Raw genomic sequence first — 24,135 nt, 5'->3', positions numbered from 1 at the left:
GTGGTTCCCGGGCCTGCGGCGAGATGATAAACACAGCGGGGTCACAGTCCTGTCCGCCAGCAGGAAGGTTTCCCCATCATGTCCGTGTCCCCGCGCCCGGCATCCCGCCCGGCATCCCGCCCGGCGTCCCGCCGTGAAGTCCTCGCCCGCTCCGGTGCCCTGGGAGCGGGCATCGTGTTCACCGGCGCCCTGACCGAACTCTTCGCCGGCGACGCCGCCGCCCGGCCCCTCGGGCACACCGGGTACGGCCCGCTCGTCCCCGACCCCGACGGGCTGCTCGACCTGCCCGCCGGCTTCCGCTACCGGGTGCTGTCCCGGGAGGGCGACCCGCTGCGCTCCGGCGAGGGCCCGGTCCCCTCCAACCCCGACGGCATGTCCGCCTTCCCGGCCGGCCGGGGCCGCTCCACCGTCCATCTGGTCCGCAACCACGAGAACCGCGCCGACGGCCGGGTCCCGGTACCCACCGTCGAGGGCCTGACCTACGACCCGGCCGGCAAGGGCGGTTGTACCGCGCTGACCCTGGACTCGCGCAACCGGGTGCTGTCCGAGCGGGTCGCCATCGCCGGTACGGCGGTCAACTGCGCGGGCGGGCCCACCCCGTGGCACACCTGGCTGACCTGCGAGGAGACCGAGGACCGGGCCGGCACCAACGGCTACGCCAAGGACCACGGCTTCATCTTCGAGGTCGACCCGGCCGACCCGCACCGCACCGGCGCGGTCCCGCTGACCGCGATGGGCCGCTTCCAGCACGAGGCGATCGCCGTCGACCCGCGCCGGGGCGTGGTCTACGAGACCGAGGACGCCTTCGAGAAGCCGTTCGGCCTCTTTTACCGCTTCCTGCCCGACAAGCCGCTCGGCGGCACCGGCTCGCTGCGCGCGGGCGGCCGGCTCCAGGCGATGCGGGTGCCCGGCGTCCCCGACCTGTCCACGATCCAGCAGACCGGCGCCGCCTTCGACGGCGTCGAGTGGGCCGACGTCCCCGACCCGCTGGCCACCGGAACCGCCATCCGCTTCCAGGACTTCGGCCCCGGCGGCATCACCCACGCGCAGAAGCTGGAGGGCTGCTACTGGGGCGGGCGCAGCGTGTACTTCGTGTCGTCCTTCGCCCGCAGCGCGGACGGTTCGGCCGCCGACCACTACGGCCAGATCTGGCGCTACGACCCCGAGCGGCGCCGGCTCACCCTGGTGATCGTCTTCGGCCCGGACACGGTTGTGCGGCTGCCCGGCGAGTCGCCGGACAACATCTGCCTGGCGCCCAGCGGCGGCCTGATGGTCTGCGAGGACGGCAACGGCGCCCAGCACGTCTTCGGGGTGACACGGAAGGGCGAGGTGTACCCGATGGCCCGCGGCCGGCAGAACATCGGTTCGACTGACGCTCCCGAGTGGGGCGAGTTCGCCGGCGTCACCTTCGCGCCCGGCGGGGACACCATGTATGTCAACTGCTACACCCCGGGGACGACGTTCGCCGTGACCGGCCCCTGGCACGGGTGACGGCGGCGGCACTCGGGGTACCCGGACCCGCATGACGGAGAACGCGCAGGTCAGCGACTCGTACTGGCTCGAAACGGCACCGGGGGACCCGTACCCCGCCCTGGCCGGGGACCTGACGGTCGACGTCGCCGTGATCGGCGGCGGCGTCGCGGGGCTGAGCACGGCGTACGAGCTGGCGCGGGCCGGGCGGAGCGTGGCGGTGCTGGAGGCCGGGCGGATCGCCGCGAGCGTCACCGGCCGCACCACCGCCAAGCTCACCGCCCAGCACACCCTGGTCTACGACCGGCTGCGCCGCACCCGGGGCCCCGAGGGCGCCCGGCTGTACGCCCGCTCGCAGACCGAGGCGATCGCGCGCGCCGCCGCGCTGGTGGACGAACTCGGCATCGACTGCGACTGGGAGTCCAGGAGCGCGTACACCTACGTCCGCGACGCGGGCCGGGTGACTGAGCTGCGGGCGGAGGCGGCGGCGGCGAAGGAGGCGGGGCTGCCGGCCGAGTTCGTGACGGAGACCGGGCTGCCGTTCCCGGTGGCGGGGGCGGTGCGGGTCTCCGGCGGCGCCCAGTTCCATCCGCGCAAGTATCTGCTGGCCCTCGCCGCCGACCTGGTGGCGCGCGGCGGCCGGATCTTCGAGCACACCGTGGTGCACGGCCTGGACGAGGGCGCGCCCTGCCGGGTGTCGACGGACACCGGGGCGACGGTGCGGGCCCGGGACGTGGTCGTGGCCACCCACTACCCGGTCTTCGACCGGGCGCTGCTGTTCGCCCGGCTCGCCCCGCGCCGCGAACTGGTCGTGGCCGGTCCGGTCGACGCCGGCCAGGACGTCGACGGCATGTACATCACGCCGGACGACGGCACCCGCTCGGTCCGCACCGCCCCGCTCGCCGAACCGGGAAAACGGCTGCTGATCGCCACCGGGGAGCACTTCACCCCCGGCACCGGCGACACCCGGGAGCGCTTCGGCCGGCTGTCCGGCTGGGCCCGCGACCACTTCCCCGGCGTCGAGCTGACCCACTCCTGGGCCACCCAGGACATCGACCCCACCGACACCGTGCCGATGGTCGGCCCGCTGCACCCGGGCGCGCACCACACCTACGTCGCCACCGGCTTCGGCGGCTGGGGGCTGAGCGGCGGCATGATGGCGGGCCTGCTGCTCACCGCGCGGATCACCGGCGCGCGGTGCGCGTGGAGCGAGCTGTACGATCCGCGCCGGCTGCGCACCCAGGTACGGGAGGCGCCGCGGTTGCTGAAGACGCAGGCCGAGGTGGCGAAGCACTTCGTCGGCGACCGGCTCAAGCCGGCCCCGCCGGTGGACACCGTGCCGCCCGGCGAGGGCGCGGTGGTCCGCACGGCGGACGGCGACCGGGTCGCCGTCTACCGCGACGAGGCCGGCGTGCCGCACGCCGTCTCGCCGCGCTGCACCCACCTGGGCTGCCTGGTCGGCTTCAACGCGGCCGAACGCGCCTGGGAGTGCCCCTGCCACGGCTCCCGCTTCGACACCGACGGCAAGGTCGTCGAGGGCCCGGCGACCAAGCCGCTGGAGCGGCGGGAGATCTGAGCGTCCGGCCGGGCGGGTGACCGCCCGGCCGGGTCACCAACCAGCTCGATATAACCCGACAAAACCACCCATACATTCGTACGATGATCACTCTCGTGCGATGTACGGCCCTGGTCGCCCTCCTCGGCGCCGCCCTGACCGCCTGCGGCACCACCGAGGCTCCGCGGCGCCCGGCCGCCTCCACCGCTTCCTCCGCTTCCTCCGCCAAGCCGTCCGTTCCGACCCTCGCGCCCGGCCCCGCCGGCCTCACCCCGGTCTTCGAGCACGGCCCGCGCACCGCCGGACGGACCGTGGCGCTCACCTTCGACGCCGACATGACCGCCGACCAGGGACCCCGGGCGGCGGCGGGCGAACACTTCGACAACCCCTCCCTGATCGCCGCGCTGCGGGAGCTGAAGGTGCCGGCGACGGTGTTCATGACCGGCCGGTGGGCCGAGGAGTACCCCGACCAGGCCCGCGCCCTCGGCCGCGACCGGCTCTTCGAGGTCGCCAACCACTCCTACAGCCACTACGCCTTCACCGCGGACTGCTACGGCCTGCCGACCGTGGACCGCGGCCGGATGCGGGCGGACGTGGAGCGCGCGTACGCGGCGTTCCGCGAGGCGGGGGTGCGGGACCCGATGCCGTACTTCCGTTTCCCCGGCGGCTGCCACGATCCGGCCGCCCTGAAGGAGCTGGCGGCGGCCGGGGTGACCGCCGTGCAGTGGGACGTGGTGAGCGGCGACGCCTTCGCGACGGACCCGGACGCGGTGGCCCGGCAGGTGCTGGACGGGGTCCGGCCCGGCTCGGTCGTGGTCCTGCACTGCACCCGCAGCGCCGCCCCGGTCACCGAGGCGGCGGTCCGGGCGGTCGTCCCGGAACTGCGGCGGCAGGGCTACCGCTTCGTGAAGGTGTCCGAGCTGGTCGGCAGCGGGAACGCGCGGACCTGACGGTTCTACGCTGGAGGTATGAGCGAGGACGACCACCGCCTGACCGACGACGCGGGCCGGCCGCCGAAGGCCGCGGGCCCGCCGTTGGCGGAGTGCGTGCTGTGCCGGGAGCCGACGGAGTACCCGGAGTCGTACAAGGGTGTCACCCTCTGCCCGGCCTGCCAGTGGCTGGAGGCGCAGCGGACGGCCTGTTCAGGGTGAGCGGCGTGACGTGAGCGCGCAGGCCCCGCCGGTGGCGGCGGCCGCGAGGACGGCCGCCCCGGCGAGCGGCATCAGGGGCAGTGGCACCGTGCCCGACCGTGAGCCGGCGACAAGGCCGGTCACCGCCGCGTGCGCCGGGGAGCCCGTCGCCACCAGGGCGAGCAGCGCCGTGAGCAGCAGGGCGGGGACCGCGCGGCCGGGTGAGCGCAGTACCGGCCAGGCGCCGATCACGCCGACGGCGGTGCCGAGCAGTGCGCAGACCAGCGTGGCGAGCAGTCCCGCGCCGCCCGCCGCGAGCGGGGAGAGGCGGGTGGCGCGGTCGGTGCTCACCGGGTCGCTGATCACGGTGACGAGCGCGGCCGCCGCCGCGCCCAGCGCGGTCGCGGCGGTCAGCGCCACGAGCACGGCCGCCAGATGAGCCCGGCCGGGTCCGGCAGCGGCGGCCACACAGGCACGGGCGGCGGGCGGTTCAGCCATGACGCAGATCCGCACCAGCCAGGCCGCGACCGGCAGCAGCATCGCGGCGGCCCAGCCGAGCGAGTCCAGCACCGGCTGGCCGGCCTGTACTCCGACGCCCAGGACGGCGGCATACAGCACGAGGGGCGGCAACCAGCGCTGGGAACGCAGGAGGAGAGCGGTCTGGTAGCGGAGGAGCGCCGTCATGGTCCGGCCTCCGGCCCGTGTTCCGCCGCCACTTCCGCCACGTGCCACGGCGGACGGGCGGTCAGCAGGGTGCGCAGCAGAGCGTCGGAGCGGGCGGCGGGGGCGGTGAGCAGGTACGTGCCCGGGGCCGGCTCCTCGACAACGGTGGCGAGCCGGTGCGCGTCGGCCGGCAGTGCGCTCCCCGCCGGGCCTCGGGTCCGTACGACGACCCGCGGCCCGGCGGGTTCCGCCGCCCGTGCCGTGCGCCGGTGCGGGGCCCCGTCGCGCACGGTGTACGTGGCGTCGGTGAGGCCGGTCAGACGGCGCGGATCGTGGTCGACGAAGACCACGGCCGCGCCGGACGCGGCGCGTTCGGCCACCGCCCGCTCCAGTTCCGTACCGGCGTCGGTGTCCAGGCCGGTCCACGCCTCGTCGAGCACGAGCAGTCCCGGCTCGGCGAGCAGCGCCTGCGCCACCGCCACCTTCTGGCTGCTGCCCTTGGACAGCCGGGCCAGCGGCGTGCCCGCGTGCCCGGCGGCACCGAGGCGCTCCAGCCACTGCCCGGCCGCGTCGACCGCCGCCCGCCGGGGCATGCCGTGCACCGCGCCGAGGTGGGTGAGGTAGCCGAGGGCCGTGAACGGCAGCGCGGGCGGGAAGCGTTCGGGGACGTACGCGGTGCGCGGGCGCCCGGTGATCCGGCCCGCGGTGGGCCGGTCGAGGCCGGCGAGGAGACGCAGCAGGGTGGACTTGCCGGTGCCGTTGGCGCCTTCGACGCGGACCAGCGCGCCGGACGGCACGGTCAGGTCGACGCCGCGCAGCACCCAGGGGCCGCGCAGGCCGTAGCGGCGGCCCACGCCCGTCAGCCGTACCTCACCTCGCATGGCCCCATACTCTCCCGGGCTCGGCCCGGTCCGTGGCGGCTTGGCAGACTGGGCGGTGTGAACAACGACGCGACATCCGCTCCCGACAGCCCCTTCCGCGCCGAACCCACCGGCCGCGACCTCGCCCCGCAGTTCGTGCTGCCGCTGGTGGTACGGATCGAGCGGGCGGCGCCGCCGGCCCGTACCGACGCGCTGGAGACCGCCGCGCGGGCGGTGCTGGTGATGCTCGCCGACGCGCGGTCGATGGGCGAGGGGGAATGGGCCGAGGCGGTGCGCGACTGGCAGGACGCCCGGATCCGCAAGGTGGTGCGGCGGGCGCGGGGCGCCGAGTGGCGGCGGGCCGAGGCGCTGGACGGCATCACGGTGACCGGGAAGACGGCCGAGGTACGGGTCTTCCCGCCGGTCCCGCTGGACGGCTGGCCCAAGGAGCTGGCCAAGCTCCAGGTCTCCGGCACCGACCTGGACGACCCCGAGCCGCCCGCCGCCGCCGACCGGTCCGGGCCGGTGCTGTGGATGAGTCCCGAGGTCGGCATGTCGGCGGGCAAGGCGATGGCGCAGGCCGGGCACGGCGCCCAGCTCGCCTGGTGGGAGCTGACCGGCGAGCAGCGCGCCGCCTGGCACGCCGCGGGCTTCCCGCTCGCGGTGCGCACCGCGGACCCGGCCGACTGGGCCCGCCTGACCGGCAGCGGTCTGCCGGTGGTCCGGGACGCCGGGTTCACCGAGATCGCGCCGGGCTCCTGCACGGTGGTGGCGGATCATCCGGGGCTGCGCTAGCGGGTGACCGCTCGTCTCCCCCGCCCGCCGAACCTCAAATCTTCCTCTGAACGGGCCCGTGCGACGGTTCGGCACCCCCGCCGGCGGCGATACCAACGGCATGTGCGAAGGAGAGGGGGTGGAGGCCATGCACCGGCTGGGAACCGGCATCGGATGGCGCCCGGAGATCGCGGACGCCATCGAGGCGATGCCCGGCATCGACTGGGTCGAGGTCGTGGCCGAGAACGTCTGCCCCGGCCATCTCCCCGAGTCACTGCTGCGGCTGCGCGAGCGCGGTGTCACGGTCGTGCCGCACGGCGTCTCCCTCGGTCTGGGCGACGCCGAGCGACCCGACCCGGCCCGGCTGGCGGCGCTGGCCGCGCGGGCCGAGGCGCTCGGGTCGCCGCTGGTCACCGAGCACATCGCGTTCGTCCGGGCGGGCGGCCCGCTGACCGGCACGCCGCGCCTGGAGGCGGGGCACCTGCTGCCGGTGCCCCGCACCCGCGACGCCCTCGACGCGCTGTGCGAGAACATCCGCGTCGCCCAGGACGCGCTGCCCGTGCCGCTCGCCGTGGAGAACATCGCCGCGCTGCTCTGCTGGCCGGGCGAGGAAATGACGGAGGGTCAGTTCCTGTACGAGCTGGCCGACCGGACCGGCGTACGGCTGCTGATCGACGTCGCCAACCTGCACACCAACCACGTCAACCGGGGCGAGGACCCGGCCGCGGCGCTCGCGGAGCTCCCGCTGGAGGCCCTCGCCTACGTCCATGTCGCGGGCGGCTTCGAACGCGACGGCGTCTGGCACGACAGCCACGCCCACCCCGTCACCCAGCCGGTGCTGGACGTGCTGAGCGACCTCGCGGCACGCGTCGCGCCGCCGGGGGTGCTGCTGGAGCGGGACGAGGACTTCCCCGCGCCGGCCGAACTGGAGGGGGAACTGGCCGCGATCCGGGCGGCGGTGGAGAAGGGTCGGGGGCCGGTGCGTGCCGAGGCCGCGCGAGGCCGCCGGGCGGTGCCGGCCGCCGGCGCGGACGCCCGGCGACGGCTCGCGCTCGCCCAGGACGCCCTGCTGTCGGCGCTGGTCGCCGGGGCGCCGGTGCCCGCGGGGTTCGACCGGGCCCGGCTGGCGGTGCAGGCGCGGGCGCTGGCCGGGAAACGGGCCGACGTGGTGGCGAAGGTCGCGCCCGAACTGCCGGTGATCCTCGGCCCGGCGTACCGGCCGGCCTTCCTCGGGTACGCCCGGGGCCGGCCGATGACGGGCGGCTACCGCCGCGACGCCCTGGACTTCGCCGCGCACCTGGTGCGGACCGGCTCGCCGCAGGACGCCCGGGTCCGGCGGGAGGTACGGCAGTGGTGGCGGGAGCGGTCCGGACCGGTGCCCCGCTCCCGGCGTCCGGCGGTGCGACTGGCGCGAGCCACGCGACGGATGGTGCTGGGGCGCTGAACCGCCCCGAACGGAACGTCACATACCGGCAACACTGGGTCCGGATGCTGAACAGGGCGTGGCGAAGAGCCTGCCTTTGGCATAGAAAAACGGCATGTTCTGGGTCCTTCTTCTGCTGTCCGCCTGGGCCGTCGCCGGTACGGCGTGCACCCGGCTGTGTCTGGCCGCCGCGCGCGCCGCGAACGGCGGGTCGGACTTCGGCCGTGGACGTGAACTAGACCTTTACGAGGCCGCGTTCCTGTCCGGCGGCCCCGCCCGGGTCGCCGACCTGACGATGGTGTCCATGGCCCGGCAGCGCCGGCTGCTGCTCGCGCACACCGGCTGGGCGACCGTGGTCGACCCGCGCGGACAGGACGAGATGGAGCGGTCCGTGATCGGGGCGATAGGACCCGGCGGCCAGTCCCGCATCGCCCCGGTACGGGTGTCGGCCGCCTCGACCGAGGCGGTGCGGGGGCTGGCCGACCGGCTGGTCAGCGCGGGTCTGGCGGTGCCGGACGGCGTCCGCACGGTGGCCGCCGCCGTCCGCCATGTGCGGCTCGCGGCGCTGGTGGTGTGCGCGCTGGGGGCGGCGGCGCTGGCGCTGCCCGCCGTCTACGACGTGCCACGCTATCTGGTCGGCCTGTGGTTCGCGCTGCCGCTCACCCTGACCCTCGCCTGCCTGGCCATAGCCCGCATCGAGGTGCACCCGTACTCGGCGTGGGCGTCACCGGCCGGGCAGCGGCTGCTCGGCGCGTTCGCCCGGCGGGCCGGCCGCCCCGGGGACGCGCCCACCGACCTGACCTCCGTCGCCGTCCGCGGCGTCCGGGCGATCGGCGAACCGGACCTGCGCGCGGCCTTCGCACACCGTGGGGAGTGCGGGGGGCTGCCGGACTGACCCGTCCGGGGGCCACGGGAACGGCCGGCGCCGACACCGGCCGGGGTGCTTGCCTTCCCCGACCGTCGAACGAACCATCCCTTTTGTCGCACGTCGTGCGGTGAATCCGTGCAGTGACTCCGTGCGGCGACTCCGTGCGGCGACTCCGTGCGGCGACTCCGTGCAGCGAAAGGGATACGCGATGAGAGCAGCCGTCCTCCACTCGGCCGCCGGTTCCTTGCTCCTGGCCGCCCTCACCGCCGCCCCCGCCGGCGGCGCTCCCGGGGAACCGGGCGCGGCCGAGCGCCGGGGCGCCGAGGTGGCCGCCGCCCGGGCCGCCGCGGCCGGCATCCGGTTCGGCGACTGCCCCGACGCGGACGAGTTGCCGGGCAGCATGCGCTGCGGCACGGTCACCGTCCCGCTGGACTACGCCCGCCCCGACGGCCGGCGGATCGAACTGACCGTCGGCCGGGTACGGGCCACCGGCAAGGCCCCGGGGGGCGGCGAGCGCGCGGTGCCCCGGCAGGGCGCGCTGGTCTACAACCCGGGCGGACCGGGCGCCTCGGGACTGCACTTCCCGCTGATCGGCATGGTCCCCGAGTGGAAGCGGCTGGCGGCGGCGTACGACCTGGTCGGCTACGCGCCGCGCGGGGTGGCCCCGTCCGCGCCGCTGTCCTGCCAGGACCCGGAACGCTTCTTCAAGGGGCCCCGGCCCGCTCCGGAACAGCCCTCGGAGGCGTACAAGCGGGAGCGCGCCGCCGAGGCCGCGGCGTACGCCCGCGGCTGCGCCGAGCGGACGGGCGACGCGCTGCGGCACTACCACTCCCTGAACAACGCCCGGGACCTGGAGGTGATCCGCGCCGCGCTGGGCGAGCGGAAGCTGACCTTCATGGGTGCCTCGTACGGGACGTACTTCGGCGCGCTGTACGCGGAGCTGTTCCCGGGGCGGGTACGGCGGATGGTGTTCGACTCGGTGGTCGATCCCGGTCCGGAGATGATCTGGTACCGCAACAACCTCGAACAGTCGGCGGCCTTCGAACACCGCTGGCGGGACTTCCGCAAGTGGATCGCCGCCCACGACGACGTGTACGGGCTCGGGGACACCCCGCGCGAGGTACGGGGCAGTTACGAGCGGGCGAGCGCGATGCTGGCCGAGCGGCCGGCCGGCGGCACGGTCGGACCGGCCCAGCTCCAGGGGTCGTTCCTGCGCGCCGGGTACTACGACGAGCACTGGCCGCACCGGGCGCGGGCGCTGTCGGCCTATCTGAAGGGCGACCCGGAGCCACTGGTGGAGCTGGCCGGGCCGCATCCGGAGGCGGCCGAGGGGGCGGAGAACTCGAGCGCGGTGTACACGGCCGTCGAGTGCAACGACGCGCCCTGGCCCACGGAGTTCGAGGTCTGGGACCGGGACAACACCCGGCTGGCGCGCCGGGCGCCGTTCGAGACCTGGGACAACGTGTGGACCAACCTGCCGTGCGCCTACTGGCGGGCGCCCCGGCAGCGGCCCTTGGACGTGCGGACCGCGCCGGGCGAGCTGCCGCCGGTACTGATCCTGGCCGCCGAGCGGGACGCGGCCACGCCGTACGCCGGGGCGCTGGAGCTGCGGCGCCGGCTGGCGGGCTCGGTGCTGGTCACCGAGCGGGACGCCGGCACCCACGGCATCGCGGGCGGCCCCAACGCGTGCGTCAACGGCCACCTGGAGGCGTATCTGCTGGCGGGCCGGCTGCCGGCGCGGGACGCGTCCTGCGCCCCGCGCCCGGCGCCGAGGCCGGCCCCGGAGGGCTGACCGGAGCGGCCCGCCGCCCGCGCGCTCAGGCCAGCCCGGCCACCAGCTCGGGCAGGTCCTTGCGGCGGCCGGTGTAGAACGGGACCTCCTCGCGGACGTGCAGGCGGGCCTCGGAGCCGCGCAGATGGCGCATCAGGTCGACGATCCGGTACAGCTCGTCGGCCTCGAAGGCGAGGATCCACTCGTAGTCGCCCAGCGAGAACGAGGCAACCGTGTTGGCCCGCACATCGGGGTAGCCGCGGGCCATCTTGCCGTGGTCGGCGAGCATGCGGCGGCGGTCCTCGTCGGGCAGCAGGTACCAGTCGTAGGAGCGCACGAACGGGTAGACGCTGATGTAGTTGCGCGGCGTCTCGTCGGCGAGGAAGGCCGGGATGTGCGCGCGGTTGAACTCGGCGGGCCGGTGCAGCGCCATGTTCGACCAGACCGGCTCCAGCGCGCGGCCCAGCCTGGTGCGGCGGAAGAGGTTGTACGCCTCCTGGAGCTGGTCGCTGGTCTCGGCGTGCCACCAGATCATGACGTCGGCGTCGGCGCGCAGCCCGGACACGTCGTAGGTGCCGCGGACGGTGACGTCCTTGGCGGCGAGCTGGTCGAACAGCTCCTGGACCTCGTCGGCGTACCCGGCACGGTCCTCGGGGAGCGTGTCCTTCAGCTTGAAGACGGACCAGAGGGTGTAGCGGATGACCTCGTTGAGGTCCTTGGCCAGCTTGCCCTTGTTGGGGATGCGCTCGGCGGCAGGGGTGGTGGCGTCGTCACTCATGGCCTTATTCTCCCGCTCCGCCGTGCGGGCTCCGCACCGGGTGGGCGGTGAGTTCCTGCACACCGGTGAGGTCGCCGTGGAGCTGGTCGGCGGCCGCGTGGGCGCCGGCCACGGACGCCGGGATGCCGACGCCGTCGTAGGCCGCGCCGCAGACGGCGAGGCCGGGGAGCTTCGCGACGTGCGCGCGGAGGCGGGCCACCCGCGCGTGGTGGCCGACCGGGTACTGGGGCAGGCCGTCGTGCCAGCGGGTGACGCGGGTGGCGACGGGGGCGGCGGTGAGGCCGGTGGCCTGTTCGATGTCGTGCCGGGCGGCGGCGACCAGGCCGGCGTCGTCGCGGCCAAGGATCTCCGTCTCGCCGTAGCGGCCCACGGAGGTGCGCAGCACGACCAGCTCCGGGTCCGCGCGGTCGACCCAGCCCCACTTGCGGGAGGCGAAGGTGGCCGCCTTGATGGTGCGTCCGTCCACCGGCGGCACCAGGAAGCCGCTGCCCTCGGGCAGCGCGGCGGCGTCCGCGCGGCGGTAGGCGAGGCTGATCAGCGCCATGGAGGCGTACTCCACGGCGGCCAGCTCGGCCGCGGCGGCGGGCGCCTCGGCGCGCAGCAGCGCCGCGGCGGCCGGGGCGGGGACGGCGACGACCACGGCGTCGGCCGCCAGCACCCGGTCGCCGGCGGCGATCCGCCAGCCGCCGTCCGGGGCGGTGCGGCGCAGTTCGGTCACCGGGGTGCTCAGCAGGATCTCGCCGCCCCGGGCGCGGACCGCCTCGGCGACCGCCGGGGGCAGGGTGCCGATGCCGCCCTCGATGCCCATGAAGACCGGGCCGCCGGGGCCGGGCGCGGCGGCCGTGCGGTCCTGGATCGCGCGGACCGCCTCGGTGAGGGAGGTGTGCGTCCGCGCCGCCTCGAACAGCTGGGGGACGGCCGAGCGCATCGAGATGCGGTACGCGTCGCCCGCGTACACCCCGCCCAGCAGCGGCTCGACCAGCCGGTCGACGACCTCGCGGCCGAGCCGGGCCGCCACGTACTCCCCCACCGCCACGTCGTCCCCGACCTCGGTGCGGGGCAGTTCGGCGTCCTGCTCGATGCGGGCCAGCCCCGCCGCGGAGAGCACGCCGGACAGCGCGGCGGCGGTGCCGGGGACCCCCATGACGTGGCCCTTGGGCATGGGCCGCAGGGCGCCGCGGGTCCACAGCGCGGCCGTCGCGGTGGCCGGCGGCTGGAGCCGGTCGGCGAGCCCCACCGCGCGGGCCAGGCCGACCGCCTCGGGGCGGCGGGCCAGCATCGACTCGGCGCCCAGGTCGACCCGGACGCCCGCGATCTCGCCGGGCAGCAGCTTGCCGCCGACCCGGTCCGACGCCTCCAGGACGGTCACCCGCGCACCCCGCTCCAGCAGCCGGTGGGCGGCGGCCAGACCGGCGATCCCGGCTCCCACGACGACGACATGCCCCGTGCCCGCACGGGTCCGACTTGCGTACATGCCACCACCTTCTCAGACCCCACTGACAACGCCCGACGGTCCCCGGTGCCGGCCCGCGTCCGGGCCGCGTCCGGACCGTGACCTGTTCGGGACCGGCGGGCGCCAACGTTCTGCCCCGGCCCGGCGTCGAAGGAGCATCAGTCGTCCAGAGCGCGGGGGTCCGCATGCACGCACAACGTTCACCACACCGTTCACCACACCGCTCCGTACGGCGTCCCGCACGCCGTTCCCCGCGCCGTCCCGTCCCGGCGCTGGCCGCCCTGCTGCTGGCCGCCGTCCTCGCGCTCACCGGCTGCTCCGGCGCGGGCGACGGCGGCGCGAGCGGTTCGGCCGACAAGGCGGCCGACGCCGGACAGGGCGGGCAGGGCGAACAGGGCGGGCAGGGCGCGCCGGAGGCCGCCGGCGGCGGGGCCGGCAAGGAGGCCGGGGCGACGGCGCCGGTGAAGCTGCCCGCCACGCACATCATCCGCACCGCCGCCCTGACCGTGCGGGTCGAGGACGTGCCCGAGGCCCTCGCCGAAGCCCGGACCGCCGCCGAGGACGCGGGCGGCTACGTCGGCGAGGAGACCACCCAACGCGACGAGGAGGACCACGAGTACACCGAGGCGGTGCTGCGCGTGCCCGTCGACGCCTACGACAAGGTGCTGGACGGCCTGGCGGGCGCGGGCGAGCTCCTGGACCGCAGCTCCAAGGCGCAGGACGTCACCGACCAGGTCGTGGACGTCGAGAGCCGCATCACCTCGCAGCGCGCCAGCGTGGCCCGGGTCCGCGAGCTGATGGACCGGGCGGAGCGGCTGAGCGACGTGGTGACGCTGGAGGGCGAACTGAGCGGCCGGCAGGCGGAGCTGGAGTCGCTGCTCGCCCGGCAGGCGTCCCTGGCGGACCGCGCCGCGCTGGCCACCATCACCCTCACCCTGACCGAGTCGCCCGCGCCGGCCGGCGGCCAGGACGACGATCCCGGGTTCACCGACGCCCTGGCGGGCGGCTGGGACGCGTTCGTGACGATGCTGCGCTGGCTGGCCGTGGTGCTCGGCGCGGTGCTGCCGTTCGCGGCGGTGGCGGCGCTGCTGGTGCTGCTGTGGGTGCGGCTGCTGCGGCCCCGGCTGCCGCGCCGCCCGGCCCCCGCCGCCACCGCGACCGCCCTGGGCCCGCTGCCGACGGCCCGCCCGGCGCCGGGGGCGGACCAGGGACGCGAGGCGGACTGACCGCTGCCGCGCCGCCCGGCGGCGCCCCGTAGCGTGTCCGCATGGACATGAGCGGCGGTGCGGCAGGCGGGCGCGAACGACTGGTGATCATCGGCGGCGACGCCGCGGGGATGTCCGCGGCGTCGCAGGCCCGCCGGCTGAAGGGCCCGGACGAACTGGAGATCGTGGCGTTCGAACGCGGCAACTTCAGCTCCTACTCGGCGTGCGGCATCCCGTACTGGGTGGGCGGCGAGGTCGACGAGCGGGACCGGCTGATCGCCCGCACCCCCGAGGAGCACCGGGCCCGCGGCATCGACCTGCGGACGCGCACCGAGGTCACGGAGATCGACGTGGCGGGCCGGCGGGTACGCGCGCGTGCCGTCGATTCCGGGGCCGAGTCCTGGACGGCGTACGACAAGCTCGTCGTCGCGACCGGCGCGCGGCCGGTGCGGCCCGACCTGCCGGGCGCGGACGCGCCCGGGGTGCACGGCGTGCAGACGCTCGACGACGGGCAGGCGCTGCTGGACACGCTGGCCCGCGCGGGCGGCCGCCGCGCGGTGGTCGTGGGCGCCGGGTACATCGGCGTGGAGATGGCCGAGGCGCTGATCCGCCGGGGCTACGGGGTGACGGTCGTCAACCGCGGCCGGGAGCCGATGTCCACCCTCGATCCGGACATGGGCCGCCTGGTGCGCGAGGCGATGGAGGGCCTCGGCATCACCATGGTGAACGACACCGAGGTCACCGAGGTGCGCACCGGCCCGGACGGCCGGGTGAGCGCCGTCGTCACCCCGGCCGCGGAGTACCCGGCGGACGTCGTGGTGCTCGGCATCGGCGTGACCCCCGAGACGTCGCTGGCGCGGGCCGCCGGTCTCCCCGTCGGCCACTACGGCGGGCTGCTGACGGACCGTGCGATGCGGGTGCGCGGGCAGAGGGACATCTGGGCGGGCGGCGACTGCGTCGAAGTCCTCGACCTGGTCTCCGGGCAGCAGCGGCACATCGCGCTCGGCACCCACGCCAACAAGCACGGCCAGGTCATCGGCACCAACGCGGGCGGCGGGTACGCCACCTTCCCGGGTGTGGTCGGCACGGCGGCCAGCAAGGTCTGCGACCTGGAGATCGCCCGGACCGGACTGCGGGAGAAGGACGCCCGCCGGGTGGGGCTGGAGTTCGTCGCGGTCACCATCGAGTCGACCAGCCGCGCGGGCTACTACCCGAACGCCTCGCCCATGACGGTGAAGATGCTCGCCGAGCGCCGCACGGGCAAGCTGCTGGGCGTGCAGATCGTCGGCCGGGAGGGCGCGGGCAAGCGGGTCGACATCGCGGCGGTGGCGCTCACGGCGGGCATGACGGTGGAGCAGATGACCGCCCTGGACCTCGGCTACGCCCCGCCGTTCTCGCCGGTCTGGGACCCGGTGCTGGTGGCGGCCCGCAAGGCGGCCCGGGCGGTCGAGCGGCGCGGCTGAGCAGGCTCACGCGGTGCCGTTGATCCGGTCGATGGCCTGCCGCGCCTGCTCCCCCGGCGGCCGGGGCGGCAGCGACGACACCGGCGCGGGAGCGACCACCGGGGCCGGCTGCTCCCCCGGCTGCGCGCCCGGCCGGGCGTGCGCCGCGCTCCGCGCGGAGCGCAGCCGGTGGCTCACCGCCTCGTCCAGCGTCACCGGCCGCTGCCGCTGCGCGGCCAGCCGCCCGGCCTCCTGGCCGAGCCGGGCGACGTCCTCCCAGGGCAGCCGCAGTACCAGCGCGATCTCCGCCTCGCCGTCGGGCAGGGCGTGCATCGCGGGAGTCGCTCGGTCGTTCATCGCCTGTTCCTCCCTCGTCCCGCGGCACCGCGCCACGGACGGTCGAGGAGGGATACGCGGACCCGGACGGCGGCGTTCAGCGCGCCCGCCGATTCGCCGTCCGGGTGCCGGGCAGAAGTGATCCGTGGTCATCCCCGTCCATGACGTGAACCCGGTGCGCCGCACCCCGTGGGTCACCTACGCGCTGATCGCCGCGAACGTCGCGGTGTTCCTGTCCATGCCCGGCATGGCCGACTCGCTCACCGGCGCCGGCGGCCTGGCCCAGCGGTGTCATCTCCAGGCGTACCTGGACCACTGGGCGGCCGTCCCGCGGGAGCTGGTCCACCACCGGCTCCCGCGCCTGGTGCCCACCGGCGACACCGGGGTGGGCCCGCACGGCCCCGGGTGCGTGATCGCGGCGCCGGACTACGCCAAGTCCCCCGAGCTGAGCGTGCTCACCGCGATGTTCCTGCACGGCGGCTGGCTGCACCTGCTGGGCAACATGCTGTTCCTGTGGGTCTTCGGCAACAACGTCGAGGACCGCATGGGCCGCCTGCGGTTCCTGCTGTTCTACCTGGTCTGCGGCTACGCGGCGGCGTACGGGTTCGCCCTGACGGACACCACGTCGGCGGCGCCCCTGATCGGCGCCTCCGGGGCGATCGCCGGCGTCCTCGGCGCGTATCTGGTGCTCTACCCCAGGGCCCGGGTCTGGGTCCTGGTCCCGTTCCTGATCTTCCTGCCGCTGCGGCTGCCGGCCTGGATCGTGCTGGGCCTGTGGTTCGTCCTGCAGGCGTTCTACTCGGCGGGCCAGGGCGTCAGTGCCGCGGGAACCGTCGCGTACGTGGCCCATGTGGCCGGTTTCGTCCTCGGCATGCTGCTGGCCCGGCCACTGAAGCCGGGCACCCCCGCACCACCGGAGCCACCCGGCATCGTCTTCGGGCGACGGGCCCGGCGGGCGCCCTGATCCCGCCGGCCTTCCACGCCGCTCAGCGTGCCGTGCGCGTGTGCACGTCCGCGACCAGGCGGGTCAGCGCGTCCGGGTCGGTGGTCGGCAGGACGCCGTGGCCGAGGTTGAAGATGTGTCCCGCCAGGCCCTCGGCGGCGGCCAGGACCTCGCCGGTCTTGGCCTCGACGGCCTCCCGGGAGGAGAAGAGGACGGCCGGGTCGAGGTTGCCCTGGAGCGCCTTGCCGGGGCCGACCCGGCGGGCGGCCTCGTCCAACGGGACCCGCCAGTCGACGCCGACCACGTCGGCGCCGGCCTCGCCCATCAGGCCGAGGAGTTCGCCGGTGCCGACGCCGAAGTGGATGCGCGGGACGCCGTAGCCGGCCACGGCCTCGAAGACCTTCGCGGAGGCGGGCATGACCGAGCGGCGGTAGTCGGCGGGGGCCAGCGCGCCGACCCAGGAGTCGAACAGCTGCACGGCACTGGCGCCCGCCTCGATCTGCACCTTGAGGAAGGCGGCGGTGATGTCGGCGAGCCGGTCCAGCAGGTCGGCCCACAGCTGCGGGTCGCCGTACATCAGGGCCTTGGTGTGCTCGTGGTTGCGGGACGGGCCGCCCTCCACCAGGTAGCTGGCGAGGGTGAAGGGGGCGCCGGCGAAGCCGATCAGGGGGGTCGCGCCGAGTTCGGCGGTGAGCAGCCCGAACGCCTCGGTGACGTAGGAGACGTCCTCGGGGGTCAGGTCGCGCAGCCGGGCCAGGTCGGCGCGGGTGCGGATCGGCTTCTCGACGACCGGGCCGACGCCCGGCTTGATGTCGAGGTCGACGCCGATGGCCTTGAGCGGGACGACGATGTCGCTGAAGTAGATCGCCGCGTCCACGCCGTGCCGGCGCACCGGCTGGAGGGTGATCTCGGCGACCAGTTCGGGCCGGGTGCAGGACTCCAGCATCGGGATGCCCTCGCGCACCTTGAGGTACTCCGGCAGCGAGCGGCCGGCCTGGCGCATGAACCACACGGGCGTGTGCGGCACCGGCTCACGCCTGCACGCCTTGAGGAAGGCGGAGTCGTACGTGGCGGTCGGCGGCTGGCCCGTGGGGGTGTCGTTGGCACTCACGACGGAAAGTCTCGCACGCCTCGGCGCCCGTCCCGGCCCCCGGGGCGCACCGGGGCGGGCGGCCCCGTCGCCGCGCCCGGCCCGTGCGCCGCCCGGCCCGTCCGCGCGCCGTGTGATCCGGACATCGCGCCCCGCTGCGGGTGTCCTCCCTGCGCCGGGGCGCCGTTCCGCTTAACCTTCCCCGCATGGCTGCGGCTCAGGGACGACTGTCGGACGGCACGGGCGGAATGGACGAACCCAACAACATCAAGGACGGTGCGGAGGGCGTCGGATATCCGGAGGATACGGCTCCGCTGCCGTTCCGGTCCGCCGTCGACGCGCTGCGGGCGGCCCGGCTGCGCCCGGGGATCGAGGTGGAGGCGACCCGCCCGCCGCAGCGGCTGGCGCCGTACGCGTACGCGCTGGAGGCCGCGGTGGTCGACGGCGACGAGGATCTGGCGGACGGGCGGCTGGTGCTGCTGCACGATCCGGCCGGGCACGACGCCTGGCAGGGCACCTTCCGGCTGGTGACGCTGGTGCGCGCGGAACTGGAGCCGGAACTGGCCACCGATCCGCTGCTGCCGGAGGTGTGCTGGACCTGGCTCACCGGCGCCCTCCAGGGCCGCGGTCTGTCCTACGGCGAGGCGGGCGGCACGGTGACGCGCGCCAGTTCGCACTACTTCGGCGGCCTGGCCGCCCGCCCGGCCGCCTCGCAGATCGAGATCCGCGCCTCCTGGACGCCGCGCGAGGGCCTGGGCGGGGTGCCGGACGCCGCCGCGCACCTGGGCGCCTGGTGCGACCTGCTGGCCCAGGTCGGCGGACTGCCGCCGGCCGGCCCGGGCGACGCGTCGGTGGTGACACTGCCGCAGCGCCGGGGGCCGCAGTCCCGGTAGCGCCGCGAGGACCGGAAACGGAGGGTACGGCAGCAGCCGTACCCTCCGTTCTTTTTGCCCCGAATCGGTCGGGTCACTTTGTCGATACGACCACTTTCGAGCGCGTAACGACGCAGTCCGGAACCGTTCGGTCTTCGAATGATCGATCGCCTGTCCGAATTGCTCGGATTGTTACTCACCAGATCGTGATCATTCTCTAAAGGAGGACAGGTTTATTGCCGAAGACGACTGTGACCTTGAAAGCACGGTTCGTCCCGGCTTCTTCCCCACGAGCCGGCCCCGTCGTCCCCGCACCCAGGAGGCCTGGTGTCCGTTCTCCTCGAGCAGCCCGCAAGCCTGGTCGCCTACCGCCCGAACAAGCCGACCGCCATGGTGGTCGTGGCCGACCCCCGCGTCCGTTCCACCGTCACCCGCCATCTGTGGGCGCTCGGTGTGCGCGACGTCATCGAGGCCTCGTCCGTCGCGGAGGCTCGTCCCCGCATCGGCAACCCCCGCGACATCTGCGTCGCCGACGTCCATCTTCCCGACGGCTCCGGCCTGACCCTGCTGTCCGAGACCCGCGCCGCGGGCTGGCCCAACGGCCTCGCCCTCTCCGCGGCCGACGACATCGGCGCGGTGCGCAACGCGCTCGCCGGCGGAGTCAAAGGTTATGTCGTCACCGGCACCCGTACCAACGTCGGGCTTCCCACCCGGCCGGGTGCCGCCCCCATCGGCGCCGCCGCCGCCCGGCTGCACCGCCGCCCCCCGGGTGCCCCGAGCCACCCGGGCGGCTACCGCGAACTGTCCGGCCGCGAGGTCGAGGTGCTCCGCCTGGTCGCGGAGGGCCAGTCCAACAAGGCGATCGGCGTCTCGATGGGCCTGTCCGCCCTGACCGTCAAGAGCCACCTGGCCCGCATCGCCCGCAAGCTGGGCACCGGCGACCGCGCCGGCATGGTCGCGGTCGCCCTGCGCACCGGCATCATCCACTGACCTCTCCCAACCCCCCCTTGTGCCCGTCGACGGAACGTTCCGTCGACGGGCACCGGCATGTCATGACGTGAAGATCATCGGCAGGGCGGCGCGGGAGGGCGTGAAGGACCTGTCGGACAGGCCGCGCCAACTGATACGAATACGCGTCGACGAGACGGTTCACTGGTCCGGGCCGGGCGTCCGGGGGGACATGAGGGATGCTGACGCCATGAGTGGAATCGAAGCCGTGGTGGCCGTGCTGTGGGTGAGCGGCATCATCGCGCTCACCGTGTGGACGTCCCGGCGCAAGGCGCGCAAGAAGCGTGAGGCAGCGGACTCTTACGCGAAGCTGCGGACCTTCGCCGAGGGACGGGGGTGGAATTATCAGGAAGTGGTGGAGCGGGTCGCCGGAGGCGGCCCGTGGTGGCATCGCACCACGGGTGTGCAGGGGAACAACGTCGTCAGCGGAACCCATCGCGGCTTCGGCTTCCGGGCCCACGAGGTCCATGAGCGCCACAACGACATGGACGACGGCGTCAGCACGGTCAACGTCCACTCCTGCTGGTGCCTGGAGTTGGACGTGGACCTGCCGGACGTGCGGGTCCACCGCGACGGCCTGCTCGACACGCTGGAGCACGGGCGCGCCATGAAGGTGGGTGTTCCGCAACTGGACAAGGACTTCCACATCGTCTCCCGCGACGAGGAGCGCGCCCGTGCCGTACTGCTCAACGGGCTGGCGGAGTTCCTGATGACCGACCCCCGGGCCCCCGAACTGCAGCTCCACCTGTCCGATGGCCGCCTGTTCGCCTGGCGCGACCGGACCGCGCTGAACTCCGAGAATCTGGTCGGTCCCCTGGACTACCTCGTCGACGCCGCCGGCGTCATGGGGATCAGCGCGCCCGGCCGCCCCGCTCGGGTGCCGTAACAGACTCGCATGATCGTCAAGCACGCCAACAATGGGGGGGGAATGGATGGGCCAGTTCGATGTCGAGCCGTCCGAACTGCGGTCGGCCGCCGACAAGATAAGGAACGCGGCGGGCCGCAGTGACGGCGTCAAGCTCGGCGAACTCGGGAAGTCCAGCGGTGACTTCGGCCACAGTGGCGCGGCGGAGGAGTTCGGTCTGCTGATGGCGACCTGGACCGCGGCCGTCAAAAGCCCGATGAAGGAGGACGCGGACAACTCGGCGGACGGACTCGACGCCAACGCCGCCTCCTACGAGCAGGCCGAGCGACTGTCCCAGAACAACTTCACCGGGCCCGCGGTCGTCGGCCCCGGCATCCACTGACGGGGAATGATGGCGGCACGACTTGGCGAGACCCGGGACCCGCGCGAGCTGATTCCGGGAAACCCGTCGAAACTCGGCGGCGACGCCGACCGGCTCGACGGACACGCGCAGACCCTCGAAGGCATCGGGGACCAGCTCGGTTCCGTCCGCGTGCCCGGTTGGCAGGGGCAGGCGAGCGATGCCTTCTGGGAGGATTTCTCCGGCCAGAAGCAGAAGTGGTACCGCGGCGCGGACGCGCTGAGCGCGGCCGCGCGGGCGCTGCGGGACTACGCCGGGGTACTGGAGTGGGCCCAGGGGCAGGCGGAGCAGGCCGTCCTGCTGTACGAGGCGGGTGACGAGAGCGGCGGCGAGCAACTGCTGGAGACGGCGCGCGGCCGGACCGAGTCGGCGGGTGACACGGCGGCCGCGAAGTTCAAGGCGCAGGGCGGCGGCGGTGACGACGCACCTGACTGGCTCTTCTTCGCCTCCGAGGTGGCGGAGGACGACTCGGGCCTGACCACCCGGCAGTTCGCCGAGCTGGAAGGGGCACCCCAACTGCGCGACAAGGGGGCCTGGGGCAACCAGGCGAACCTGACGCGGGAGCAGCGGGATGCGCTGCGCGAGCACAAGGGACCGGGCATCGTCGTGGCCGGCCCCTCCGTTTCCGGTGGTGCCAAGGTGTGGGGCGCCGAGGCCAAGGGGCACGCGGTGTTCGCCGGGGGTGATGTCTCCGGGGCGGCCGGAGTGAACCTCCTCGGTGTCGAGGGTTCCGCCGGTGTGGGGCTGCTGGACGGCAACGCCACCGCGCAGGCGTCCGGCAAGGCGTATCTCGCCCAGGCCGCGGCCGACGGCAAGTACGAGGCCGGTGTCTTCGCGGTCTCCGGCAAGGCGGAGGTGTTCGCGGGCGCCGAAGCCGGGGTCAGTGGTTCCGTCGGCACGGACGGCGTCCACGCCGGCGGCGAGGCGTTCGCCGGTGCCAAGGCCGCCGCGGACGGGCACGCCTCCGTCATCGGCATCGGCGTCGGCGGTACGGCGGAGGCCTGGGCCGGGGCCGGCGCCGAGGCCCACTTCGACGCCGGCCTGAAGGACGGCAAGTTCGTCGTCGGCGGTGACCTGGGCGTCGGCCTCGGCCTCGGCGGCAAGCTCGGTGGCCAGGTCGAGATCGACCCGGGCGAGATCACCGACGCGCTCGGCGACGCGTGGGACGCGATCGGGGACTGGGGCGACTGAGCCGTCCCCGCCCCTTGCCCCGCCTCCGATTCCGCCTCCGCCTCCGATTCCTGTCCCTTCGCTTCCCGTACCGTCGGTCATCCGTACGACAAGGAGTTGATCCACCATGCCGGGCACACTTCCGGTGCCGCTCGAGATCGAGCTTCCGCCGGGCTGGCACTCGGCGCCCCCGGACGAGGTCGGCGCCCCGCACGCCGCCTTCGTCGCCCTGCACACCGCCTCCCGGGGCCAGGGCTTCATGCCGAACATCACGGTCACCGGCCGCACCCTGACGGGCTCGGCCGGCCTGCACACCCTGGCCGAGGAGTCGGTGCGGCGGCTGCGCGAGAACGTCGGCGCCGTCGAGGTCGTCAAGCGCACCGAGGTGGGCAGCTCACCGGCGCCGGGCCTGATCGACGCCCCGGGAATCGTGCAGAACCTCCGCGTCCAGGCCACCGTCAACGGGCAGCCGATGGAGCTGGCGCAGAGCCAGGTCCTGCTGGTGCTGGAGAACAAGCGGCAGCGCGGTGAACGCGTCGAGATCGAGATCGCGCTGACGGCGAGGGCGAGCCGGCTCCAGGAGGTCCTGGCGGACTTCAAGATCTTCGTCGCCGCCCTGCGTCCGGCAGCGCCCTAGCGGACCGCCGGGCGCCGGTGGCCGAGAAGTGCCGGTCGGCCGCAAGAAACGACAACAGGTGTTTGTGCAGGTCAGAGCGAACGTGTCCAGAACGCGCAGGTCAGCCGCTCGTCCTTGCGGATACCCTTGACAGGTGACCGACGCCCACGAAACCGCAGCAGACCGTGCACCGCGCACCACCGGAGGCGCTCCTCCGGACGAGACCGGAACTTCTGCTGTGGAGGCGCCGATCCCCTTGCTGGAGCCTCGGGAGGGCATTCCGCCGGTGATCGCCGACGCGGCCGCGCTCGCCGAGGTGACCGCCGCCTTCGCGGCCGGGTCCGGACCGGTCGCCGTGGACGCCGAGCGGGCCTCCGGGTACCGGTACGGGCAGCGGGCGTATCTGGTGCAGCTGCGCCGGGAGGGGGCGGGCACGGCGCTGATCGATCCGGTGGCCTGCCCGGACCTGTCCGGACTCGGGGAGGCGCTGAAGGACACCGAGTGGGTGCTGCACGCCGCCACCCAGGATCTGCCGTGTCTGCGGGAGATAGGAATGGTGCCGACGCGGCTGTTCGACACCGAGCTGGCCGGGCGGCTCGCCGGGTTCCCGCGGGTCGGGCTCGGCGCGATGGTGGAGTCCGTACTCGGGTTCGTCCTGGAGAAGGGGCACTCCGCCGTCGACTGGTCGACCCGGCCGCTGCCCGAGCCCTGGCTGCGTTACGCCGCGCTCGACGTGGAGCTCCTGGTCGACCTGCGGGACGCGCTGGAGAAGGAGCTGGACCGGCAGGGCAAGCTGGAGTGGGCCCGGCAGGAGTTCGACGCCATCGCCGCCGCCCCGCCGGCCGAGCCGCGCAAGGACCCCTGGCGCCGCACCTCCGGCATGCACAAGGTGCGCCGCCGCCGGCAGCTCGCCGTGGTCCGCGAGCTGTGGCAGACCCGGGACCGCGTCGCCCAGCGCCGGGACGTTTCGCCGGGCAAGGTGATCGGGGACGCGGCCATCGTGGAGGCGGCCCTCGCGCTGCCGCCCAATGTGCACGCGCTGGCCCAGCTGAGCGGCTTCGGGCGGGTGAACCGGCGGCAGCTGGAGCAGTGGCAGGCCGCGGTCGACCGGGCCAGAGCGCTGTCCGAGGCGCAGCTTCCGCAGCCGGGGCAGCCGGTGACCGGCCCGCCGCCGCCGCGCGCCTGGGCCGACAAGGACCCGGCCGCCGCGGCCCGGCTCTCCGCCGCGCGGGCCGCGGTGACCGCCCTGGCCGAGGAGCTGAACATGCCGCAGGAGAACCTGATCACCCCGGACACCGTGCGCCGGGTCTGCTGGGAGCCCCCGGCGCCGGCCGGCACGGAGTCGGTGGCCGCGGCGCTCGTCGGGCACGGGGCCCGGCCCTGGCAGGTGGAGCAGGTGACGCCGGTGCTGGTGGCGGCCTTGTCGGCACCGACGTCCTGAGC

General features: G+C 74.7%; 24 protein-coding genes. 18 read left to right on the top strand and 6 right to left on the bottom strand.

Annotation, left to right across the window (positions count from 1 at the left end; all coding sequences use genetic code 11):
* Window positions 1–78: 78 nt before the first annotated feature.
* The 4 genes from AB0G32_RS19975 (at window position 79) to AB0G32_RS19960 (ending at window position 4,176) form a co-directional block, all read left to right on the top strand.
* Window positions 79–1,491, top strand: coding sequence for an alkaline phosphatase PhoX (locus AB0G32_RS19975; protein WP_361164492.1), 1,413 nt, complete (start codon window positions 79–81; stop codon window positions 1,489–1,491).
* A gap of 31 nt (window positions 1,492–1,522) precedes the next feature.
* Entirely contained in the window at window positions 1,523–3,046 is a 1,524-nt protein-coding gene (locus AB0G32_RS19970; protein WP_361164489.1) for an FAD-dependent oxidoreductase, read from the top strand.
* 83 nt (window positions 3,047–3,129) lie between these two features.
* Entirely contained in the window at window positions 3,130–3,975 is an 846-nt protein-coding gene (locus AB0G32_RS19965; protein WP_361164486.1) for a polysaccharide deacetylase family protein, read from the top strand.
* A gap of 18 nt (window positions 3,976–3,993) precedes the next feature.
* Window positions 3,994–4,176, top strand: coding sequence for a hypothetical protein (locus AB0G32_RS19960; protein WP_361164483.1), 183 nt, complete (start codon window positions 3,994–3,996; stop codon window positions 4,174–4,176).
* On the opposite strand, the gene AB0G32_RS19955 is transcribed toward AB0G32_RS19960, so the two are convergent.
* Both AB0G32_RS19955 and AB0G32_RS19950 read right to left on the bottom strand, forming a co-directional pair.
* Entirely contained in the window at window positions 4,168–4,839 is a 672-nt protein-coding gene (locus tag AB0G32_RS19955; protein ID WP_361164480.1) for an ABC transporter, read from the bottom strand. The genes AB0G32_RS19960 and AB0G32_RS19955 overlap by 9 nt on opposite strands.
* On the bottom strand, window positions 4,836–5,699 hold the full coding sequence (locus tag AB0G32_RS19950) for an ATP-binding cassette domain-containing protein (protein WP_361164478.1): 864 nt from the start codon (window positions 5,697–5,699) through the stop codon (window positions 4,836–4,838). The genes AB0G32_RS19955 and AB0G32_RS19950 overlap by 4 nt, the downstream gene beginning before the upstream one ends.
* Window positions 5,700–5,756: 57 nt before the next feature.
* Between AB0G32_RS19950 and AB0G32_RS19945 the strand changes: the two genes are divergently transcribed.
* The 4 genes from AB0G32_RS19945 to AB0G32_RS19930 all read left to right on the top strand — a co-directional run bounded on the left by AB0G32_RS19945 (window position 5,757) and on the right by AB0G32_RS19930 (window position 10,535).
* Window positions 5,757–6,473, top strand: coding sequence for a peptidyl-tRNA hydrolase (locus tag AB0G32_RS19945; RefSeq protein ID WP_361164475.1), 717 nt, complete (start codon window positions 5,757–5,759; stop codon window positions 6,471–6,473).
* A 127-nt stretch (window positions 6,474–6,600) separates the two neighbouring features.
* The gene (locus tag AB0G32_RS19940; protein ID WP_361164594.1) at window positions 6,601–7,896 is read left to right on the top strand and encodes a DUF692 domain-containing protein; all 1,296 of its coding nucleotides are present in this window, start codon (window positions 6,601–6,603) and stop codon (window positions 7,894–7,896) included.
* Between the two features lie 94 nt (window positions 7,897–7,990).
* Complete coding sequence (locus tag AB0G32_RS19935; protein WP_361164473.1) at window positions 7,991–8,770, top strand: TIGR04222 domain-containing membrane protein; 780 nt, start codon at window positions 7,991–7,993, stop codon at window positions 8,768–8,770.
* A gap of 181 nt (window positions 8,771–8,951) precedes the next feature.
* Entirely contained in the window at window positions 8,952–10,535 is a 1,584-nt protein-coding gene (locus AB0G32_RS19930; protein ID WP_361164470.1) for an alpha/beta hydrolase, read from the top strand.
* Between the two features lie 25 nt (window positions 10,536–10,560).
* Here AB0G32_RS19930 and hemQ read toward each other — a convergent pair whose 3' ends face one another.
* Together hemQ and hemG are read right to left on the bottom strand one after the other, a co-directional pair.
* On the bottom strand, window positions 10,561–11,292 hold the full coding sequence (hemQ, locus tag AB0G32_RS19925; protein ID WP_361164467.1) for a hydrogen peroxide-dependent heme synthase: 732 nt from the start codon (window positions 11,290–11,292) through the stop codon (window positions 10,561–10,563).
* 4 nt (window positions 11,293–11,296) lie between these two features.
* The gene (gene hemG / locus AB0G32_RS19920) at window positions 11,297–12,766 is read right to left on the bottom strand and encodes a protoporphyrinogen oxidase (RefSeq protein WP_361164464.1); all 1,470 of its coding nucleotides are present in this window, start codon (window positions 12,764–12,766) and stop codon (window positions 11,297–11,299) included.
* 164 nt (window positions 12,767–12,930) lie between these two features.
* Between hemG and AB0G32_RS19915 the strand changes: the two genes are divergently transcribed.
* Window positions 12,931–13,971, top strand: a complete 1,041-nt coding sequence (locus tag AB0G32_RS19915) for a DUF4349 domain-containing protein (RefSeq protein WP_361164461.1) — start codon at window positions 12,931–12,933, stop codon at window positions 13,969–13,971.
* A 41-nt stretch (window positions 13,972–14,012) separates the two neighbouring features.
* On the top strand, window positions 14,013–15,413 hold the full coding sequence (locus AB0G32_RS19910) for an FAD-dependent oxidoreductase (RefSeq protein WP_361164458.1): 1,401 nt from the start codon (window positions 14,013–14,015) through the stop codon (window positions 15,411–15,413).
* 6 nt (window positions 15,414–15,419) lie between these two features.
* Here AB0G32_RS19910 and AB0G32_RS19905 read toward each other — a convergent pair whose 3' ends face one another.
* Window positions 15,420–15,749, bottom strand: coding sequence for a hypothetical protein (locus AB0G32_RS19905; protein ID WP_361164455.1), 330 nt, complete (start codon window positions 15,747–15,749; stop codon window positions 15,420–15,422).
* Window positions 15,750–15,873: 124 nt separating this feature from the next.
* Between AB0G32_RS19905 and AB0G32_RS19900 the strand changes: the two genes are divergently transcribed.
* The gene (locus AB0G32_RS19900; RefSeq protein WP_361164452.1) at window positions 15,874–16,692 is read left to right on the top strand and encodes a rhomboid family intramembrane serine protease; all 819 of its coding nucleotides are present in this window, start codon (window positions 15,874–15,876) and stop codon (window positions 16,690–16,692) included.
* Between the two features lie 22 nt (window positions 16,693–16,714).
* Here the strand turns inward: AB0G32_RS19900 and hemE are convergent, their stop codons facing one another.
* Complete coding sequence (gene hemE, locus AB0G32_RS19895; RefSeq protein ID WP_361164449.1) at window positions 16,715–17,782, bottom strand: uroporphyrinogen decarboxylase; 1,068 nt, start codon at window positions 17,780–17,782, stop codon at window positions 16,715–16,717.
* 185 nt (window positions 17,783–17,967) lie between these two features.
* Between hemE and AB0G32_RS19890 the strand changes: the two genes are divergently transcribed.
* From AB0G32_RS19890 to AB0G32_RS19860, 7 genes are all read left to right on the top strand, one after another.
* Window positions 17,968–18,654, top strand: a complete 687-nt coding sequence (locus AB0G32_RS19890) for a DUF3000 domain-containing protein (protein ID WP_361164446.1) — start codon at window positions 17,968–17,970, stop codon at window positions 18,652–18,654.
* Window positions 18,655–18,960: 306 nt separating this feature from the next.
* On the top strand, window positions 18,961–19,623 hold the full coding sequence (locus AB0G32_RS19885) for a response regulator transcription factor (protein ID WP_003972894.1): 663 nt from the start codon (window positions 18,961–18,963) through the stop codon (window positions 19,621–19,623).
* A gap of 208 nt (window positions 19,624–19,831) precedes the next feature.
* Entirely contained in the window at window positions 19,832–20,527 is a 696-nt protein-coding gene (locus tag AB0G32_RS19880; protein WP_361164443.1) for a hypothetical protein, read from the top strand.
* A gap of 46 nt (window positions 20,528–20,573) precedes the next feature.
* Complete coding sequence (locus AB0G32_RS19875) at window positions 20,574–20,888, top strand: hypothetical protein (protein WP_361164440.1); 315 nt, start codon at window positions 20,574–20,576, stop codon at window positions 20,886–20,888.
* Window positions 20,889–20,897: 9 nt separating this feature from the next.
* A complete protein-coding gene (locus AB0G32_RS19870; RefSeq protein ID WP_361164437.1) occupies window positions 20,898–22,097 on the top strand; it encodes a putative T7SS-secreted protein in 1,200 nt (399 codons plus the stop codon).
* A 106-nt stretch (window positions 22,098–22,203) separates the two neighbouring features.
* Complete coding sequence (locus tag AB0G32_RS19865) at window positions 22,204–22,713, top strand: hypothetical protein (RefSeq protein ID WP_361164434.1); 510 nt, start codon at window positions 22,204–22,206, stop codon at window positions 22,711–22,713.
* 133 nt (window positions 22,714–22,846) lie between these two features.
* The gene (locus AB0G32_RS19860) at window positions 22,847–24,133 is read left to right on the top strand and encodes a ribonuclease D (protein ID WP_361164431.1); all 1,287 of its coding nucleotides are present in this window, start codon (window positions 22,847–22,849) and stop codon (window positions 24,131–24,133) included.
* Window positions 24,134–24,135: the final 2 nt, after the last annotated feature.

Origin of the sequence: Streptomyces sp. NPDC023723 (genome assembly GCF_040639815.1) — a bacterium.
Lineage (GTDB): Bacteria > Actinomycetota > Actinomycetes > Streptomycetales > Streptomycetaceae > Streptomyces.
Note: the sequence above shows the minus strand (reverse complement) of the source record. Positions and strands in the feature narration are given on the sequence as shown.

Excerpts from the sequence above, each read along its gene's own strand:
- AB0G32_RS19975 (WP_361164492.1), top strand. The coding sequence starts at position 79 with ATGTCCGTGTCCCCGCGCCCGGCATCCCGCCCGGCATCCCGCCCGGCG.
- AB0G32_RS19970 (WP_361164489.1), top strand. The coding sequence starts at position 1,523 with ATGACGGAGAACGCGCAGGTCAGCGACTCGTACTGGCTCGAAACGGCA.
- AB0G32_RS19965 (WP_361164486.1), top strand. The coding sequence starts at position 3,130 with ATGATCACTCTCGTGCGATGTACGGCCCTGGTCGCCCTCCTCGGCGCC.
- AB0G32_RS19960 (WP_361164483.1), top strand. The coding sequence starts at position 3,994 with ATGAGCGAGGACGACCACCGCCTGACCGACGACGCGGGCCGGCCGCCG.
- AB0G32_RS19955 (WP_361164480.1), bottom strand. The coding sequence starts at position 4,839 with ATGACGGCGCTCCTCCGCTACCAGACCGCTCTCCTCCTGCGTTCCCAG.
- AB0G32_RS19950 (WP_361164478.1), bottom strand. The coding sequence starts at position 5,699 with ATGCGAGGTGAGGTACGGCTGACGGGCGTGGGCCGCCGCTACGGCCTG.
- AB0G32_RS19940 (WP_361164594.1), top strand. The coding sequence starts at position 6,601 with ATGCACCGGCTGGGAACCGGCATCGGATGGCGCCCGGAGATCGCGGAC.
- AB0G32_RS19935 (WP_361164473.1), top strand. The coding sequence starts at position 7,991 with ATGTTCTGGGTCCTTCTTCTGCTGTCCGCCTGGGCCGTCGCCGGTACG.
- AB0G32_RS19930 (WP_361164470.1), top strand. The coding sequence starts at position 8,952 with ATGAGAGCAGCCGTCCTCCACTCGGCCGCCGGTTCCTTGCTCCTGGCC.
- hemQ (WP_361164467.1), bottom strand. The coding sequence starts at position 11,292 with ATGAGTGACGACGCCACCACCCCTGCCGCCGAGCGCATCCCCAACAAG.
- hemG (WP_361164464.1), bottom strand. The coding sequence starts at position 12,766 with ATGTACGCAAGTCGGACCCGTGCGGGCACGGGGCATGTCGTCGTCGTG.
- AB0G32_RS19915 (WP_361164461.1), top strand. The coding sequence starts at position 12,931 with ATGCACGCACAACGTTCACCACACCGTTCACCACACCGCTCCGTACGG.
- AB0G32_RS19910 (WP_361164458.1), top strand. The coding sequence starts at position 14,013 with ATGGACATGAGCGGCGGTGCGGCAGGCGGGCGCGAACGACTGGTGATC.
- AB0G32_RS19905 (WP_361164455.1), bottom strand. The coding sequence starts at position 15,749 with ATGAACGACCGAGCGACTCCCGCGATGCACGCCCTGCCCGACGGCGAG.
- AB0G32_RS19890 (WP_361164446.1), top strand. The coding sequence starts at position 17,968 with ATGGCTGCGGCTCAGGGACGACTGTCGGACGGCACGGGCGGAATGGAC.
- AB0G32_RS19880 (WP_361164443.1), top strand. The coding sequence starts at position 19,832 with ATGAGTGGAATCGAAGCCGTGGTGGCCGTGCTGTGGGTGAGCGGCATC.
- AB0G32_RS19875 (WP_361164440.1), top strand. The coding sequence starts at position 20,574 with ATGGGCCAGTTCGATGTCGAGCCGTCCGAACTGCGGTCGGCCGCCGAC.
- AB0G32_RS19870 (WP_361164437.1), top strand. The coding sequence starts at position 20,898 with ATGGCGGCACGACTTGGCGAGACCCGGGACCCGCGCGAGCTGATTCCG.
- AB0G32_RS19865 (WP_361164434.1), top strand. The coding sequence starts at position 22,204 with ATGCCGGGCACACTTCCGGTGCCGCTCGAGATCGAGCTTCCGCCGGGC.